This is a genomic window from Clostridium pascui (assembly GCF_016908015.1).
Lineage (GTDB): Bacteria > Bacillota > Clostridia > Clostridiales > Clostridiaceae > Clostridium_AK > Clostridium_AK pascui.
In genome coordinates this window covers 18595-33659 of the sequence record NZ_JAFBDB010000001.1, presented here as the reverse complement: position 1 = coordinate 33659, position 15065 = coordinate 18595, and the positions used below count along the sequence as shown (strand labels likewise).

Here is a 15065-nt window from a genome sequence, read left to right as displayed (position 1 = left end):
CCTATAGGTTTAGAGAGCTGCTTTTATTCATGCACTACTTTTTATTTTCCATTTTAACCCAGGGGTCTGGCCCCTAAGATTTGGTACTCTTTAAAAAATCATTTCTCCTGGTTTATAGCCCTCAGGTAATTCTTCTTCACTTAAAAACTTGAAATTGTCATCACGTAGTATTGGTAAAAACACTTCGTATGGAGTTTTGGTAAACTCACAGGCATAATTACTAGCTCCGAACCACTTACCCTCTTTGCTGCTAAGATTTAAATCTCTAGCAAATTTTGTATGGTTTGAGCAATCATGAACTGCTAAATCCCACTTTTCTTCATCAGCTGCTTTCATGAATTTAAGAGTCAATTCTCTACTCCAAATTGGGGATATATAGCCATGTCTAGAAATATACATATTTTCACCGTAATAATTATCTATGTTATTCTCATTTAAATGTAATTCTGCACAATTGATAAAATCAAGTTTTGTGTCTAAAATCGCTTGCTTTTTCTTGAAAAAGGCTTCAAAAAACTCAGGAGTCATTGGAGTTTCAATACCTACATTTTTAATGTATTTTTTTGCTATTCCAATATTTTCAATAACTTTATCTGAGCAATTAGAAGCACCCAGGTTGAAACGTATCTCATCAAGACCGGCTTCAGCTAATGCTTTCAATGTCTCTTCTGTAGCTAAAATCCCATTTGTATATAGATGTTGATGAATTCCCGCATCCCTAAATTTCTTTATTATCGGATAGTATTTTTCAATTTCCATGAATGGCTCTAAATAAACGTAGGAAATGCCTGTAGGTTTCTGATAGATGGAAAGAAGTAAATCAATATCCTTGTCATAAAATTTTGTACCTCCAATTTCCCACATACCTTCTCCAACTGGAGCAATATTATCTAATTCTCCATAGTTATAACAAAACTTACACTCTATGTTACATTTATTCGTTTTCCTAATTGCACTTAACCCAGTTCCCATCAGACAAGAACAGCATCCCTTAGGAAATTTGCTTTCATTTCCCACAAAAAGAGTCCTGTTCCCCAAAGTTTTCAAACTTTTAATTTCCGACATTAACGTATCATTTCTATGATCAATCGCTGCCTCAATTTGTGCAAAGGTAGCGTAAATGATTTCTTGTTGTTTTGTCATTGGTTCCTCATCCTCTGGCAACATTGCAAAGAATTCAAACCACATCAACGCATCTTTCTTTGAAATTTTCATAACATGTCCTCCTCTAATTAATCTTCCTGAAGACTCAATCTAAATCTTCCTCTGTGCTTTTTCACATATTCTTCTTCAAAAGACATACATAAACCCATTTAATTATATATCAATTGTATTGTTTTGTATGTAGATAAAGAGTTCAATTTTCAACATTATTCTTTAACACAATCTTAGATTTTATCACGTATGTATAACAATGTAAACAAAAATATGTCAACATTTGCTGCAGTTATTCACGTATAACATAATTTGATTACTGAAAAATTTACGAAAGATGAGAACTAACACAATCCAGCATTATTACTCATCTTTTGTATATAATTTTGTTGTCAACTATTCATTTTTAGTTGATGCAATATACTTATCTCCCCAAATTCTAAACTGTTCCAATACCGGATTGAACGCCCTTCCTAAATCAGTTAGTGAATACTCAACCTTGGGAGGAATTTCCGAATACACATATCGACTAACCAATCCAAAATCTTCTAGCATCCTTAATTGCTTTGTTAATGTAGCCTGTGTAATACCATCCATCCTTCTTTGCAACTCTCCATAACGTAATGCTCCGTCATTCAAATGATACATAAGTAAAATTGACCACTTTCCGGAAAAAACCTTTTGTGCTGTAAAATATGGGCACTTTCCAAAAAGACTATTATTATTCTCCATAATATCTCCCTCTACAGTATCTTTTAGATACTTACCTTGTATAAAAATCGTACTTGTTATTTTAGTTGTACATGATAATATTGTTATGTAGTCGATTTTAACATATCTATATGAGAGGAGCAATAATTATGAAAAAAGCATTAGAATTTTTACAGGAAAGTGGTACTTTTTACTTAGCTACTAATGAAGGAGATCAGCCAAGAGTTAGACCATTTGGTGCTGTCTTTGAATATGAGGGAAAGTTATACATTGTCACTAACAATACAAAAAAATGTTTTAAACAAATGCTACAAAATCCAAAGGTTGAAATCTCTAGTACGAATAAAAAAGGACAATGGATTCGTATTACTGGAGAAGTTGCAACTGATGACAGACGTGAAGTAAAGGAAGCTGCACTTGATGCTGCTCCAGTTTTAAGGTCTATGTACAGCGTTGATGATGGAATTTTCACAGTTTTATATTTCACTGAAGGAACAGCTACTATATCTTCTTTTACTGCTGAACCAGAAACATTCTCGATATAATATATAAGTCGATACCATCGGTAAGCTGTGGTATCCGTTTTAAAAAAAGCTATTTCAATTTCCAAAAATCGAAATAGCTTTTTTTGCTCACGTTCTAGATAATTTACAAGGTTGTAATAATCACAAAGCCATGTTTAGTCCAATCTTTAAAAATATTGCGATTCAATCATATATCAGAAGTGATGATATTAAGTAGTTCATCAAAGATATGAAAAAATATGCTTATTAATAGAAAAATATAAAAAACTAAAAATCTATTTTATCAATTATCTTATAAGTGCCTCGAAGACCAGCTAAATCCCTTATTATATCATCCATACAATGGAGAAGAGTAGATCCTATAGTGCTGCCTCTAGTGTATTAGTTAAATAATCAAATAAAACTAATATAACAATATAGCTCGTACCGCTTGGATAACTCTTGCATATTGTAATTATTGGGGGAGATATATATGACTTTAAAAAGACTGTTTGAAAAATTCCTTCAAATATTACAGTTTATTGAAACTGAAGCAGATAAGCCCCTTAATAACGATTATTATGAAACAAAAATATATAATAAAGGATACAGGGATGGAATGATCGCAGTTAGGGACTTTATCTGGAACACTTTTAATAGCGATGACCCATAAGATAATATGGGGAACGGTGTAGACTGTTCCTCGACCCTCTCTATACATAACCTATTCTATACGTTTATACCAATGAAGCTTATTTTAATATACTTGACATCTGCAGTTATAGACCTAGATTTACAGCTATAGAGGTATAATCATCATTAATATTTATAGATATTACTCTCCAAAAGCTATTTAGTATTTTAGTTTTATTATTTCAAAAATAAAAAATTGTTTTAAACTTATCCAATTTATAATCCTGTCTATTTAAATACTAGCCCATAAGCACACTCTAAAAGAATAAGTGCTAAAATAATATTAATTACCTTGAAATATTTTATGTAAACTCTTTGAAATACTACTCCAAATGCAGCCCATAACGTGGTTGCAACGCTTCCAATAGTTGCAATTAACATGCAAAAAAATATTAGCATCCAAAAGGACGAATAGTAAGGCAAAACATATCCAGTTAAGGCCGTAATGCCGAATAAATATATTTTTACATTAACAAATTGTAGAGTAAATCCCACAAAAGATGAAATCTCCCCTCCATTATCTCCTTCCTCTGGTTTACTTCGAAAAATATGAATTGCTAACCATATAATATAAATTGCTCCAACATATTTTAAAACAAACATAAGTGGATTTAGAAGCTGACTTAATCCAAAAGTAAAAACTGCACATAACGCTTGGACACAATAGTATCCAGCAAATATTCCAATTAATATATCCTTTCCTTTTTTCCAGCCATAGTTACTCATTGTATTAAGAGCTAATATGTTACCTGGTCCTGGTGTAAAAGCATTAATAGCTGCATACACCAAAAATGATATGATTGCCTGTGTATTCATTTTCTTTATCCTCCTTATAAATCATAGCTTTCACTATTGATGAAGATTACTTCCTAAAAATCATATCATATTCTTTTGCTATATTATAAATCCAATAAAATATAGCTCGTCATAGCTTTAAACTATAGCGAGCCATTTTCTAAAACCCTAGTTTATAGCAAATCTGAGGCTATTTTTTTTAATGCATTCAAATAATTTCTCCTAAGCTGCTGAGAATCATATCCTTGTGTACAATAGTGCCTACCTGTATTTTTTCTTCTACTTCTAAGGGAACTGAAATGATATCATCCCCATGCAGATACTTTGGAAATACACCTGTTGAGATTGTATAGCCATTTAGACCAATCATGAAATTTACAATTGCAGCCCTATCACTTACCTTGATGCTCTTTTTCACAATACGGGTACTAAGTATCTCTTCAGTAAAATAAAAAGAATTATACTGCCCTTGGCTGAAGGACAAACATGGATACTCATCAAGTTCCTCTATTTCTATACTCTTTTTACCGGCTAGAGGGTGCCTATTATAAAGAAACACATGTGGTTCTGCAACAAATAACTCTGTAAAAATCAAATTATTTTCCTCGAATATCTTACGGAGCACAGCTTCATTATAGTTACTCAGATAGATAATTCCAATTTCACTGTGCAGATTCTTTACATCCTCTATTATTTCCCATGTCTTCGTTTCATTTATAGTGAACTCATACTCCTCTGCACCAAATTCTCTGACCAGTTCCACAAAAGCATTGGCCGCAAAAGTATAGTGCTGAGTAGATACGGAGAATTTCTGTTTTACTGTCCTTTCATTAAGATATTTGGATTCCAATAAATCAGTCTGCTGCAGTACCTGCCTAGCATACCCCAAAAACTCCCCACCTTCTTTTGATATAAGAACACCTTTATTAGTTCTTGTAAAAATAGTAGTTTTTATTTCTGTTTCTAATTCTTTAATAGCATTAGAGAGACTTGGTTGAGTTATAAACAGACTCTTAGCAGCTTCGCTTATGGAACCTTTTTCAGCAACTTCAATTGCATATCTTAACTGTTGTAAAGTCATTGTCATGCACCTCTTTAGTAAAATGTTAAGTAATAAGATTATAATTTACCTATAACCTACTTTGCTCATAATCTTTATTTTCTTCCAATAATATATTATAACTATACCTTAATTAGTATAAAATTATATCGTTTATTCTATATGCTTTAATAGTTATATGGGAAAAATAAAAATTTTTAGACACCGCATTATCCAAGCTTTTTAGAAAGATAATGTTATAAACTAGTCTAATAGACTAACTGTTTAATTATTAATTACAAATTCTGCAGTCAAAAAGTATGTGTCATAATCACCAGTCTTTCTAAAATCAGATACATCTTTTACTATTCTGTATTTCCCTGTATTTAAGCTTCCATATAACCATTTCCAATGTACTTTCCATTCTTTATCTTGTCCCGGCGTCAACTGATAGCCAATATCGTCAAAGCCGTAATTGCCATCTATAGCAACAGGAACTTGATACCACAGTCCATTAATTCTCTTTTCTAACACAAATTTATCACCATACATACACATCTTACCAGACAGATTTTGAAACATTACCGTTAATCCGTCAGCAGATACTGTTTCTTTCTGTACACTCATAGTGACACCATTAAAATTATTAATAGTTTTATAGGTTATTGGTTTCCAATCAGTTGCATCAGTGGATTTATTTAAAACAGTTTCTTTTACAGTGGCCTCTGCAGGTGTACTGTCTTTTACTGTACTTAAAATACTATTATTCAAATTTCTGCATCCTATCAAAAGGAAAGAACTTATAACCATAGAAACAAAGATAAATAGACATTTTTTCATGTTATTTCACTCCTTTCACTTATTATACGTATGGTGCATATATTTCGTCCTTAAATGCTATTATATGGTACGCGGTCACATTAATACATATTTGCTCTTAAAATAATAATTTACATAACCTATAGTTACAACAAAATAATCTGTAACTTGCACTATAATGGAAATACGACGTAAAAACACCCCAAAATTTAAATATGAATAATGCGGTGCTCTAGTAAATTATTCAGTTTTTGTAGTTGAGTCATTAAATAAGAATATATTTTAATCTAAATTAAAAAAACAAATCTATTCAATGATGCATACTTTATTTCTTCCAGTATTTTTCGCCTTATACAGCGCCTTATCTGAAAGTTCCAATAATTGCTGCTTATCTTGTGTCATATCTGGGAATGTGGCAATTCCGATTGAAACTGTAATATTTATAAGCTTCCGTTCTTGTAAGATAAACTTATGCTCTTCTACTGCTTGTCTAATACGTTCACCTATATTATTAGCTTTTTCAGGCGGACAATCAACAAGTAATACAGAAAACTCTTCTCCACCTTTTCTCGATATAATATCAAATTGCCTGCAAGTTTTAATTAATAGATTAGCTAACTCCTTCAAAACTTCATCACACGTTTGGTGTCCATAAGTATCGTTAATCATTTTGAAATGGTCTATATCTATAGTTAATACGGAAAGTTGCTCATTTCTTTTTACTGCAGTTTGCATTAAATCATTATAAATATCGTTGAAACTTCTAACATTATCAAGCCCTGTAAGAAAATCTTTTGATGACTCAGCTTTTAGCCTTCTCATAAGTCTATTAGATATAATTAGGTAATTAGTATGATAATAAGCTAAGCAACTTAAAATAACTAATCCAATTGAGTAGATTATTATAATTTGTTTAAGTTGAGCTAAATCTGTAATTAATATACTGAAGACTATTGATGATATAATTATGCAATATCCAGTCATAAGAACCCACTTTTTTCGCTGCTCTATACATAGTAATGATATCAAGGCACATCCTATGGCGATGACTTGTCCCGCGACTGATCCAACTACTGCCATGTGATTAATACCCATGTATACCAAACGGAAACCACTAATTATAATACCAGTAATAATAGCTGGCATCCACCCGCCATAGTAAGCTGATACTATAATGGCGACTTGCCTAAAATCTATAATAAATGTTGGAGTTACTAAAACACTAAAAATAATCAAAACAGCTCCAACTATTCCATAAGTGACTCTAAGCTTATAAGATAATTCATGTCGTTTATGACATAATTCTTGTTTTACTTCTATTTTTTTAAAAGCTGATTTGCGATTGCAAAAAAAGAAAATAATATAGCTGCATTTATAATCAAACCTTTAATCATTTTACCCCTCATGTTCAAATACTAATTGAAATATTTATTACTTTTTATAATTAAAGCTTTAATATACGAGTTTATTTATATTTAGATATAATATGACATGATAATTTACCATTTTAATTTACTAATTACAATTATATCATACCCATGTAATTTTATACAGTAAATTCCTCAATGAAACTAAAGCATTTTTAATATTTTGACACTGCATCATTCAATATATCCATTACCACAAAGTATTAAATTTAAAACCAAACAGTGGTATACTATCTAAATATAGAATCTAACACCTAATTAAATAGTTATAAAATTTTAATATAATCATTATCTTAATGGATGAAAGGAGAAAAGTGATATGAAGATACTTGGAATTAACGGGAGCCCCAGAAAAAATTGGAATACAGATATTCTTATAAACAAATCTTTAGAAGGAGCTAAATCCCAGGGAGCAGAAGCAGAAATTATTCATTTATATGATTTAAAATTTAAAGGATGTATAAGCTGCTTTGCTTGCAAACAAATCAATGGAAAAAGTTATGGAAAATGTGCTGTAAAAGATGATTTAGCATCAGTTTTCGAAAAAATAGAAAAGGCAGATGCTCTTATTTTAGGCTCTCCTATATACTTTGGTGAAGTAACCGGAGAAATGAGATCCTTCCTTGAAAGATTATTTTTTCAATACCTAGTATACGATAAGGAAAGAACTATTTTAATGCCCAAAAAGATTCCTACAGCCTTTATTTATACTATGAATGTGCCCAAGCATTTAGCAAAGGAAGTAGGATATGAAGAAAAATTTAAAAAGTATGAAGGTTTATTTCAGCGCTTTTTTGGTTCTTCTGAGTCATTAATAGCTGCTGACACACTTCAATTCCATGATTATTCCAAATACGTTTCAACAATGTTTAATGCGGAAGAAAAAGCTAAAAGCCGAAAAGAATTATTCCCAATAGATTGTAAAAAGGCCTTTGACATGGGAGCTAAATTAGTTAAAAGAGCATAATGCTTATGCTTTTTTAAGCAAATTTTTTCAACTTGCCACTTGCCACGTGGGTGGCACTTTTCTTTTTTTATCATAAAAAATAATAATCTCACATAAAAATATCTATGTGATAACTAAGTAGTTTTATTAATGTAGGTGGAAATATGTATATCAAGCCATCCTTCATTACTAAAGAAAAGAATTGAAGGGAGGAGTTTAATATAGATACAAAACAAGCATTTAAATGGGTAGTATTTTGGATTTGTCTAGCTTTATGTTTTAACTTAGGAATTTATATTGCATTTGGTGAACAAAAGGCTTTAGAATTTTTAGGTGGCTATGTTATTGAACAAATTTTAAGCCTGGATAATTTATTTTTATTTATTCTTGTTTTTAAAAACTTTGGAATAAGTACAAGAAACCAAAGAAGGGTATTAAATTATGGGATAATGGGTGCAATAGTACTACGCTTAATCTTTGTAATCTTAGGAGTTACAGTAGTTAGTAAATTCCACTGGATACTATATATATTTGGAATTACACTAATTATGAGTGGCTTTAAAATGCTGTTTAAACAAGAAGAGGAAAATCATGACTTCAGAAACAACGGACTGGTAAAACTTCTAAGAAAAATAATTCCTGTAACTGATAATCTTGTGGGCGAGAAATTCTTTGTGAAAATAAATAATGTGCTTCATGCCACTCCTCTGTTTGTAATACTTGTAATTGTTGAAGGCACAGATATTTTATTTGCCATAGACTCCATCCCTGCAATATTTTCTATAACCACAGATGCATTTATTGTCTATACATCAAATATTTTTGCAATACTAGGATTAAGAAGCTTATACTTCCTTCTTGTAAAAGTAAATGATACCTTTAAATACGTGGAATATGGAGTTGCGTTAATATTGGTATTTACAGGTATAAAACTTTCCATATTAATGTTCCATATAGAAATAGACATTGCATTCTCCATAATAGTGATTGCTATAATACTACTCACCAGCATCTTAGTTTCTGTTATAGCAAAAATAATTAAAGGAAAAAAATACACCACCCACGATTATAAAGTCTAATAGTTAAAAGCAGAATCTTAGGTGATCCTGCTCTTTTTATTTTGTTAAACTTGCCACTTGCCATGTGGATGGCACTATTCCAAAAGCTGCGTTATCTTTTCTCTTAATGTCTTTTCTTTTAAAGGCGGCAAAACACCAATATTCTTTTCTAAGATATTTAACATATTCTCTGGCTTCTTAAGAAGTATAAGGGTGTTATTGTGTTCTTTATCTTGTATAGCTCCCATCTCATATCGATCTAAAGTAACCTCTTTCCAATTTAAAAGCTTGGAAAAAGCTCCTTGACTTAAACCATAGGTCTCCCTAATAGCTTTAATTTCCTCAGGAGATAATAATTCATGTTTTTTTCTATATATATCAAAGGCTCTTTCAATATTCAATTCATCTAATTCCTTATCAAATAATTCTTCACCGCAGCCTTCACAAATACATATCTGTACTTCTATTTCTATGGGCTCACCCTTCACTATATATATATCATTTCTTTTTATTATATCCACAGTGTTGTACTTATCACAATTATAACAATATAATTCCTTTTGCAAGATTAACACCTCTTTCCTATTTGTATGAATATTCAATTGGAGAATCTGCTTTATGAAACCCCATAATGCAAAGCAATTCTCCCCTGCTGGTGTCTTTAATCTTTAACTTAATATATATTTGATACATTTCTTCATCTGTACCAAACTCCCATATAAATCCTATAAAATTAGGGTTATTATCCTGTTCAGGTCCGTTAAAATAGTTCTTATATGTTAACTTTAATATAATATCTAAAGCAATTTTTAGATTTATACCAAGACTCGTTAAGTTATTCTTAGGTCTAGGAACAAAATCATAATTCCCAGATTTTATAAGAAATTTAACCTCCTCAAGGAAGTTATTTACTTCTGGTATAGTTGATTGAACCCCCATTCAAATCAGTCCTTCCCTGAAATAATGTTATATAATCAGTATATTTTATATTATGGATAAATTCAACAAAGTGCTATCATATAATAATACTTTTATATCAAGGTTTTTTATAGACCTTAAAAGATATAGCTGATTTGTAAAAACCTAACAATTCATGTTACAATACCTTTGAGGTGAGCAAATGATTAAAAAATACATACTTCCTTTAATTATATCTGCTATTATTATAGTAAATTTAAGCGGCTGTAGTAATGGGATTTTAAAGAAAAGCACTGCTTCTATAATTACTTCAAGCATGCAAAACAAAGAATCTAAATCAAAAGATAGTACAGGCGCAGATTCTAATAAACAGATAAATAGTGATATACAAGAGAAAAATCATAATAAATCCACACCAGAAACTAACACTGATATAAAAATTTTAAAAGATACAAAGAAAAATGAAGTGAGTAAAAAAAGAAAGGTCATAGTTATTGATGCAGGGCATGGAGGAAAGGCCACATTAGAAAAAGAACCTATTGCTCCAGGCTCAACAGTTATGAAAGAAAAGGATGTTGGAGGAGCTGCCGGAGTATCTACTGGAACTCCAGAATATGTTGTAAATTTAAATGTTGCTGTAAAGCTTAAAAACTATTTAAGTAAAGCTGGGTATAAGGTAATAATGACTAGAACATCAAATAATGAATCCTTAGGAAACATAGCTAGGGCTGAAGTGGGGAATAAAACTAATGCAGACTTAGTTATAAGAATCCATGCTGATTCCTTTACTGATTCCTCTGCTAAAGGAGCATCAATGCTAGTGCCTGATGGTGTTGGTTATTCAAAAGATATATCCAGCATCAGCAAAAAATATGGTAGAATTATTCTTAATACTTTGGTAAGCCGAGTTGGAATGAAGAGTAAGGGGATTATAACTAGAACGGATCTTACAGGTTTTAATTGGTCTAAGGTACCAGTAATTCTTATTGAAATGGGATTTTTGTCTAACCCTGATGAGGACAGGCTGTTATCTTCTGATAGTTATCAAGATCAAATTGCCCAAGGACTTTTCAAGGGTATACAAAAAGCCCTTTTAGGAGCAGAGTCTTAGGTGATTCTGCTCCTTTTATTGCTACTCAACTTGCCACTTGCCATGTGGGTGGCACTAATCAATAAACTTCATCAATTCCTCATTAAACTTATCTTTTTCATCGTAAAATGAAGCATGGCCGCTGAATTTAAATGGTATAAGCTTTGAGTTCTTGATGCACTGCTCTTGTACTTTACCTAATGCAAATGGAACAACCTTGTCATGAATACCGTGAATAATCAAGGTTGGAACATTTATTTTTCTTAAATCGTCAAATAATACCTCAGCTATCCATGTCTTAGCAACGGCTGCAGTTGCCCATCCCGCTGCTTGTAATCCCAGGTTAAAAAACCAATGAGAGAACGATTCACTTATATACTGAAAGAAAAATATATCTCCAAAGTCTCTCAGCATTTTAGGACGATCAGTATATGTTCCCTGAATAATTTTAATTACATCTTCCTTTTCTAAACCATATGGAAAATTTGGGCGCTTAATAAGACTTGGTGCTGCTGCTGCAAAAAGAGCAAGCTTAGATACTCCATGTCCTTTGTGGCGGGCCATGTATCGAATAGCTATTGCTCCACCGGTTGAATGTCCTGCTAAAGTAAAATCATGAAGTTTCAATGCATCAACTACACATCTAACATCATCCGCTAATCGATTATAGTCGTAACCTTCATAAGGCTTATCCGACTTTCCAAATCCTCTAGTATCTATTCCGATACACCTGTACCCCATCTTTGGAAGCTGATCAAATTGATATTCAAATAACTCATGGCTTCCAGGCCAGCCGTGCAAAAATACAATTGTCTTATCCCCTTTGGGATTAAGATCCTCCACATAAACTTTAACATTTGGTTCTACATTAACATAGTATCCCATTCATATCCTCCAATAAAGAACTATGTTAATAAGTTATTCTTATAAGCATAAATTTGTGAATGTTTAACTACTCTCTTATGCAGTATAAAAATCTGTTATAAATCTTAATGCATTTTAATCCCAGTGAAAATCAAGCTTAATAAAAATGTTATTGCAGAAAGTATTACAGCTATAATTAAAACTCCTGTCAATAAAACATTATACTTTATTAAATCAACAGCAAATATATACTTTGATAAATTTAAAGCATTAAGTATAACTGTTATTAAAAATATAATCCCTAATCCTTTAGATGCCCCCTTTATATCTGCATAACTTAATGATATGTGGGATGATATACATATTGATATAAATAAAAACAAATAAAAGTATGGATTTTCAAAGTTTTTCAGCGAAAAAATAATCTTTACAAGCTCTCTATAAGAATTTAATATTCCTTCCATTGTACCTTTATTTAATGCTGTAATATTGAGACTTTCTGCTAGGATATAAATAAACCTGTTATAAGCCTGTGGTATTGTAAAACGCATTAAAGCTATTATAGAAAAAACCCCTCCAAATATAGGAGCTATGCCTATGAAAAAATTCCCTATCTGCTGATAAATGCTGCCTTGGTTATAGCTATGCTGTACATATCCCATTACCCCATTTTTATCTGGTTTTTGAAGTAATTTTATCTTATCAACCTTGTGTCCGAATAATACAGCAAAGAAAGCATGGCTCAGTTCATGAATTGGAACACCAATAAGCCCTGTTATCATTAATGCTTTGCTGCCAAAACTTCTTTGAAAGTTTCTTATAGAACTATTTCTTAATACTCCAAGAAGTAACCCAACTAAAATAATCATTCCTGAGATATATACTGTTTCTATAAAGCTTTTAGCTAGTAACTGAATTAAAAACGTCATTTTATATCTTCTCCTTCTGTCAATTGTTATGAAATAAGCACTTTCTCTAAATCATCATAACTTGCCACTTGTCATGTGGGTGGCACCATACTATTATACAATAACTTTGCTTTTCGTTAAACTTGCCACTTGCCATGTGGGTGGCACTAATCTTTAAGCCTATAATTATTTTCCTTCCCGTGAACCTCTACTACGTTTCCCCTGCACATCTCAAAAATTCGGCTTCCTACCGCCTCGTCCAAGTCAAGAAGTTTTTCCATGGTGTATTCGCTGGAAATTGCTAAGGGAAGATTATTTAAATATGTATAATTTATTATTTCAAAAACTATGTTGATATCTGATTCTGTAACCTTTCCCTTAAACAAATCATCTATTATCAAAAGCTCTGATGTTTTGTACTTGTCCATGCTTTTTTTATAAACTTCATCATCCATCATGTTTTGCTTTATCTTGGTGATTGCATCTCTATAGGGCATATAGTAAGCCCTTACGCCTGATTCATTGCAATGGATAAATGAGTTTTGCCGCTGCCTACTTGTCCTAAAAATGCTATGCTATTTTGTCTTTTATTCCTTATTTCCTTAAATCTTTTTACATAAACCAAAGCCTTATTTCTGCAGTATCTTGTAAGGTCATTAAATACCTTATAGTTTTTAAAACTTAAACTTGAATTGTCAACATTCAAGCCGGCCCTTTTCCATTTTGACTTAACATTATCCTTAACACTGCAGCTGCAAGGACATGCTTAAATGGCTGCGTGAAAATTCTGAGGAGGCTAAACTTATGCCGCAATTATCTTATTATTGTAATTCTCATTAAAGAATTTATTATAGGGGGAATGTGTATTGATAAGCTTAGAGGAATTAGCCCTGTGTGCTCAAAATGGAGATAAAGCCTCTTTGGAAACTTTAATCAGCTACTTTAAACCTTATATTACAAAACAAGCCCATCTGACCTATGTAAAGGGCTATGATATGGAGGATTTAATTCAAATTGGATATGTAAGCCTTTTAAAGGCTATAAGAGTATACAAGCCTTATAATAAAAACTTTAATTATTATGCCCTAGCTTCAGTTAAAAGAAACTTCTACTATTTAATAAGGCCAGAGGCTCGGCATAACGCAGAATACAGCATGGAATTTGAAACTAGTGATGGATTAACCCTTGGGGATGGAATTGAAGATAAGTTTAATTTAGAAGAGGATTGTATCAAAAAAGAAGCCCGTCAGCAGCTTAAAGAAAGCTTAAAATCATTGAATAAGGATGAAAGAGAACTAATAAACTGGGTTTACTTCCAGAAGAAAAATCTTAAGGAATACGCAAAAATAAATGGCATTACTTACAACCAAGGAAGGTATAGGCTGAAGAGGGCGCTTAATAAACTTAGAGTTTCTTGGACAGCCAGTGACCAGTAACCAATTTGTCCAATCGCTAATCACTAACCTCTAAGCTCTATATTAGCTACTAGCTCCTAAAAAAATTGTTCTGGGTTTTTTCCCACTTTCTCCTCTTCTGCATATTAAATATTGAAACATCTTAATTAACTGAGATGTGACTATGAAAGGAGTTGATAGTATGGCTGTTACAGCTGACATGGTTAAAAAGTCTTTAATTATTGAATATGTGGTGGGAACCGATGATGAGGGCAAAGATGTCATTGGAAGTCAAAGGTTCTCCAAAATCAAGACTGCTGCAACTGACGATGCCTTAAATGCTGTTGCTCAGGCAATATCCCCAGTACTTAAAAACCCAGTTTTATATACTAAAAAACAAGAAGACAGCGTTTTAGGCTAATAAAAAGGAGGAATGATTTATGGCTAAAAGTTTAGTTTTATCCTTTGTAAATGTTGGAGGAAAAAAGACCAGCATCACAGTAAACAATATAAAAGATGCGGTAACTGCTGCTGAAGCAAATACCCTTATGGACACTATAATTGCCCAAAATGTCTTTGAAACAAAAGATGGCGATCTAGCTAGTAAAAGTGGTGCTTATATAGTAGACAGAGAAAGAACTGGAATAGAATTATAAAGTATCCCTGTATCCCCTTGTAACCTCTCCTAAAGTTAAAAGAGCTTCCTATGTGGAGGCTTCTTTTGCATAAATAAAAAAGAGCATTT

At 31.9% G+C, this 15065-nt stretch carries 21 protein-coding genes; 8 read left to right on the top strand and 13 right to left on the bottom strand.

Annotated elements, in window-relative coordinates:
* Nucleotides 1-90: 90 nt before the first annotated feature.
* Together JOC70_RS00195 and JOC70_RS00190 are read right to left on the bottom strand one after the other, a co-directional pair.
* Nucleotides 91-1215: a radical SAM protein gene (locus tag JOC70_RS00195; RefSeq protein WP_204596917.1), complete on the bottom strand. Its 1125-nt coding sequence runs from the start codon at nt 1213-1215 to the stop codon at nt 91-93.
* A 336-nt stretch (nt 1216-1551) separates the two neighbouring features.
* Nucleotides 1552-1887, bottom strand: a complete 336-nt coding sequence (locus JOC70_RS00190) for a winged helix-turn-helix transcriptional regulator (RefSeq protein ID WP_204596916.1) — start codon at nt 1885-1887, stop codon at nt 1552-1554.
* Nucleotides 1888-2015: 128 nt separating this feature from the next.
* Here JOC70_RS00190 and JOC70_RS00185 point away from each other — a divergent pair, with 128 nt between their 5' ends.
* Entirely contained in the window at nt 2016-2411 is a 396-nt protein-coding gene (locus JOC70_RS00185) for a pyridoxamine 5'-phosphate oxidase family protein (RefSeq protein WP_204596915.1), read from the top strand.
* A 246-nt stretch (nt 2412-2657) separates the two neighbouring features.
* On the opposite strand, the gene JOC70_RS19590 is transcribed toward JOC70_RS00185, so the two are convergent.
* On the bottom strand, nt 2658-2729 hold the full coding sequence (locus JOC70_RS19590; protein WP_423880666.1) for a hypothetical protein: 72 nt from the start codon (nt 2727-2729) through the stop codon (nt 2658-2660).
* Between the two features lie 133 nt (nt 2730-2862).
* Between JOC70_RS19590 and JOC70_RS00180 the strand changes: the two genes are divergently transcribed.
* A complete protein-coding gene (locus JOC70_RS00180; RefSeq protein WP_204596914.1) occupies nt 2863-3042 on the top strand; it encodes a hypothetical protein in 180 nt (59 codons plus the stop codon).
* A gap of 248 nt (nt 3043-3290) precedes the next feature.
* Here JOC70_RS00180 and JOC70_RS00175 read toward each other — a convergent pair whose 3' ends face one another.
* From JOC70_RS00175 to JOC70_RS19465, 4 genes are all read right to left on the bottom strand, one after another.
* The gene (locus tag JOC70_RS00175; protein WP_204596913.1) at nt 3291-3878 is read right to left on the bottom strand and encodes a LysE family transporter; all 588 of its coding nucleotides are present in this window, start codon (nt 3876-3878) and stop codon (nt 3291-3293) included.
* Between the two features lie 187 nt (nt 3879-4065).
* Nucleotides 4066-4938 carry a LysR family transcriptional regulator gene (locus tag JOC70_RS00170; RefSeq protein WP_204596912.1) on the bottom strand — a complete coding sequence of 291 codons (873 nt, stop codon included), beginning with the start codon at nt 4936-4938 and terminating at the stop codon, nt 4066-4068.
* 243 nt (nt 4939-5181) lie between these two features.
* Nucleotides 5182-5736 carry an immunoglobulin-like domain-containing protein gene (locus tag JOC70_RS00165; protein WP_204596911.1) on the bottom strand — a complete coding sequence of 185 codons (555 nt, stop codon included), beginning with the start codon at nt 5734-5736 and terminating at the stop codon, nt 5182-5184.
* A 285-nt stretch (nt 5737-6021) separates the two neighbouring features.
* Entirely contained in the window at nt 6022-7035 is a 1014-nt protein-coding gene (locus JOC70_RS19465; RefSeq protein ID WP_341534854.1) for a diguanylate cyclase, read from the bottom strand.
* Between the two features lie 426 nt (nt 7036-7461).
* Here JOC70_RS19465 and JOC70_RS00155 point away from each other — a divergent pair, with 426 nt between their 5' ends.
* Together JOC70_RS00155 and JOC70_RS00150 are read left to right on the top strand one after the other, a co-directional pair.
* Nucleotides 7462-8109, top strand: coding sequence for a flavodoxin family protein (locus tag JOC70_RS00155; RefSeq protein ID WP_204596909.1), 648 nt, complete (start codon nt 7462-7464; stop codon nt 8107-8109).
* Nucleotides 8110-8309: 200 nt separating this feature from the next.
* The gene (locus tag JOC70_RS00150) at nt 8310-9167 is read left to right on the top strand and encodes a TerC/Alx family metal homeostasis membrane protein (RefSeq protein WP_204597780.1); all 858 of its coding nucleotides are present in this window, start codon (nt 8310-8312) and stop codon (nt 9165-9167) included.
* A 74-nt stretch (nt 9168-9241) separates the two neighbouring features.
* Here the strand turns inward: JOC70_RS00150 and JOC70_RS00145 are convergent, their stop codons facing one another.
* On the bottom strand, nt 9242-9712 hold the full coding sequence (locus tag JOC70_RS00145) for a type II TA system antitoxin MqsA family protein (RefSeq protein WP_204596908.1): 471 nt from the start codon (nt 9710-9712) through the stop codon (nt 9242-9244).
* A 16-nt stretch (nt 9713-9728) separates the two neighbouring features.
* Complete coding sequence (locus JOC70_RS00140) at nt 9729-10085, bottom strand: type II toxin-antitoxin system MqsR family toxin (protein WP_204596907.1); 357 nt, start codon at nt 10083-10085, stop codon at nt 9729-9731.
* Nucleotides 10086-10266: 181 nt separating this feature from the next.
* Here JOC70_RS00140 and JOC70_RS00135 point away from each other — a divergent pair, with 181 nt between their 5' ends.
* The gene (locus tag JOC70_RS00135) at nt 10267-11175 is read left to right on the top strand and encodes an N-acetylmuramoyl-L-alanine amidase family protein (protein WP_243429007.1); all 909 of its coding nucleotides are present in this window, start codon (nt 10267-10269) and stop codon (nt 11173-11175) included.
* 54 nt (nt 11176-11229) lie between these two features.
* Here the strand turns inward: JOC70_RS00135 and JOC70_RS00130 are convergent, their stop codons facing one another.
* The 4 genes from JOC70_RS00130 to JOC70_RS19085 form a co-directional block, all read right to left on the bottom strand.
* The gene (locus JOC70_RS00130) at nt 11230-12039 is read right to left on the bottom strand and encodes an alpha/beta fold hydrolase (protein WP_204596906.1); all 810 of its coding nucleotides are present in this window, start codon (nt 12037-12039) and stop codon (nt 11230-11232) included.
* 104 nt (nt 12040-12143) lie between these two features.
* A complete protein-coding gene (locus JOC70_RS00125; protein ID WP_204596905.1) occupies nt 12144-12947 on the bottom strand; it encodes a M50 family metallopeptidase in 804 nt (267 codons plus the stop codon).
* A 146-nt stretch (nt 12948-13093) separates the two neighbouring features.
* The gene (locus JOC70_RS19090; protein ID WP_243429006.1) at nt 13094-13423 is read right to left on the bottom strand and encodes a hypothetical protein; all 330 of its coding nucleotides are present in this window, start codon (nt 13421-13423) and stop codon (nt 13094-13096) included.
* Between the two features lie 11 nt (nt 13424-13434).
* The gene (locus JOC70_RS19085; RefSeq protein ID WP_243429005.1) at nt 13435-13632 is read right to left on the bottom strand and encodes a hypothetical protein; all 198 of its coding nucleotides are present in this window, start codon (nt 13630-13632) and stop codon (nt 13435-13437) included.
* A gap of 160 nt (nt 13633-13792) precedes the next feature.
* On the opposite strand from JOC70_RS19085, the gene JOC70_RS00115 reads away from it, so the two are divergent.
* From JOC70_RS00115 to JOC70_RS00105, 3 genes are all read left to right on the top strand, one after another.
* Entirely contained in the window at nt 13793-14362 is a 570-nt protein-coding gene (locus tag JOC70_RS00115; protein ID WP_204596904.1) for a sigma-70 family RNA polymerase sigma factor, read from the top strand.
* 142 nt (nt 14363-14504) lie between these two features.
* Entirely contained in the window at nt 14505-14741 is a 237-nt protein-coding gene (locus JOC70_RS00110) for a DUF1659 domain-containing protein (protein WP_204596903.1), read from the top strand.
* 19 nt (nt 14742-14760) lie between these two features.
* Nucleotides 14761-14976: a DUF2922 domain-containing protein gene (locus tag JOC70_RS00105; protein WP_204596902.1), complete on the top strand. Its 216-nt coding sequence runs from the start codon at nt 14761-14763 to the stop codon at nt 14974-14976.
* The last annotated feature ends 89 nt before the right edge of the window (nt 14977-15065 follow it).

Coding starts and splice junctions, on each gene's coding strand:
- JOC70_RS00170 (WP_204596912.1), bottom strand. CDS start 4,938: ATGACTTTACAACAGTTAAGATATGCAATTGAAGTTGCTGAAAAAGGT.
- JOC70_RS00165 (WP_204596911.1), bottom strand. CDS start 5,736: ATGAAAAAATGTCTATTTATCTTTGTTTCTATGGTTATAAGTTCTTTC.
- JOC70_RS00110 (WP_204596903.1), top strand. CDS start 14,505: ATGAAAGGAGTTGATAGTATGGCTGTTACAGCTGACATGGTTAAAAAG.
- JOC70_RS00190 (WP_204596916.1), bottom strand. CDS start 1,887: ATGGAGAATAATAATAGTCTTTTTGGAAAGTGCCCATATTTTACAGCA.
- JOC70_RS00175 (WP_204596913.1), bottom strand. CDS start 3,878: ATGAATACACAGGCAATCATATCATTTTTGGTGTATGCAGCTATTAAT.
- JOC70_RS00105 (WP_204596902.1), top strand. CDS start 14,761: ATGGCTAAAAGTTTAGTTTTATCCTTTGTAAATGTTGGAGGAAAAAAG.
- JOC70_RS00125 (WP_204596905.1), bottom strand. CDS start 12,947: ATGACGTTTTTAATTCAGTTACTAGCTAAAAGCTTTATAGAAACAGTA.
- JOC70_RS00195 (WP_204596917.1), bottom strand. CDS start 1,215: ATGAAAATTTCAAAGAAAGATGCGTTGATGTGGTTTGAATTCTTTGCA.
- JOC70_RS00155 (WP_204596909.1), top strand. CDS start 7,462: ATGAAGATACTTGGAATTAACGGGAGCCCCAGAAAAAATTGGAATACA.
- JOC70_RS00135 (WP_243429007.1), top strand. CDS start 10,267: ATGATTAAAAAATACATACTTCCTTTAATTATATCTGCTATTATTATA.
- JOC70_RS19090 (WP_243429006.1), bottom strand. CDS start 13,423: ATGCCCTATAGAGATGCAATCACCAAGATAAAGCAAAACATGATGGAT.
- JOC70_RS00130 (WP_204596906.1), bottom strand. CDS start 12,039: ATGGGATACTATGTTAATGTAGAACCAAATGTTAAAGTTTATGTGGAG.
- JOC70_RS00140 (WP_204596907.1), bottom strand. CDS start 10,085: ATGGGGGTTCAATCAACTATACCAGAAGTAAATAACTTCCTTGAGGAG.
- JOC70_RS00180 (WP_204596914.1), top strand. CDS start 2,863: ATGACTTTAAAAAGACTGTTTGAAAAATTCCTTCAAATATTACAGTTT.
- JOC70_RS00185 (WP_204596915.1), top strand. CDS start 2,016: ATGAAAAAAGCATTAGAATTTTTACAGGAAAGTGGTACTTTTTACTTA.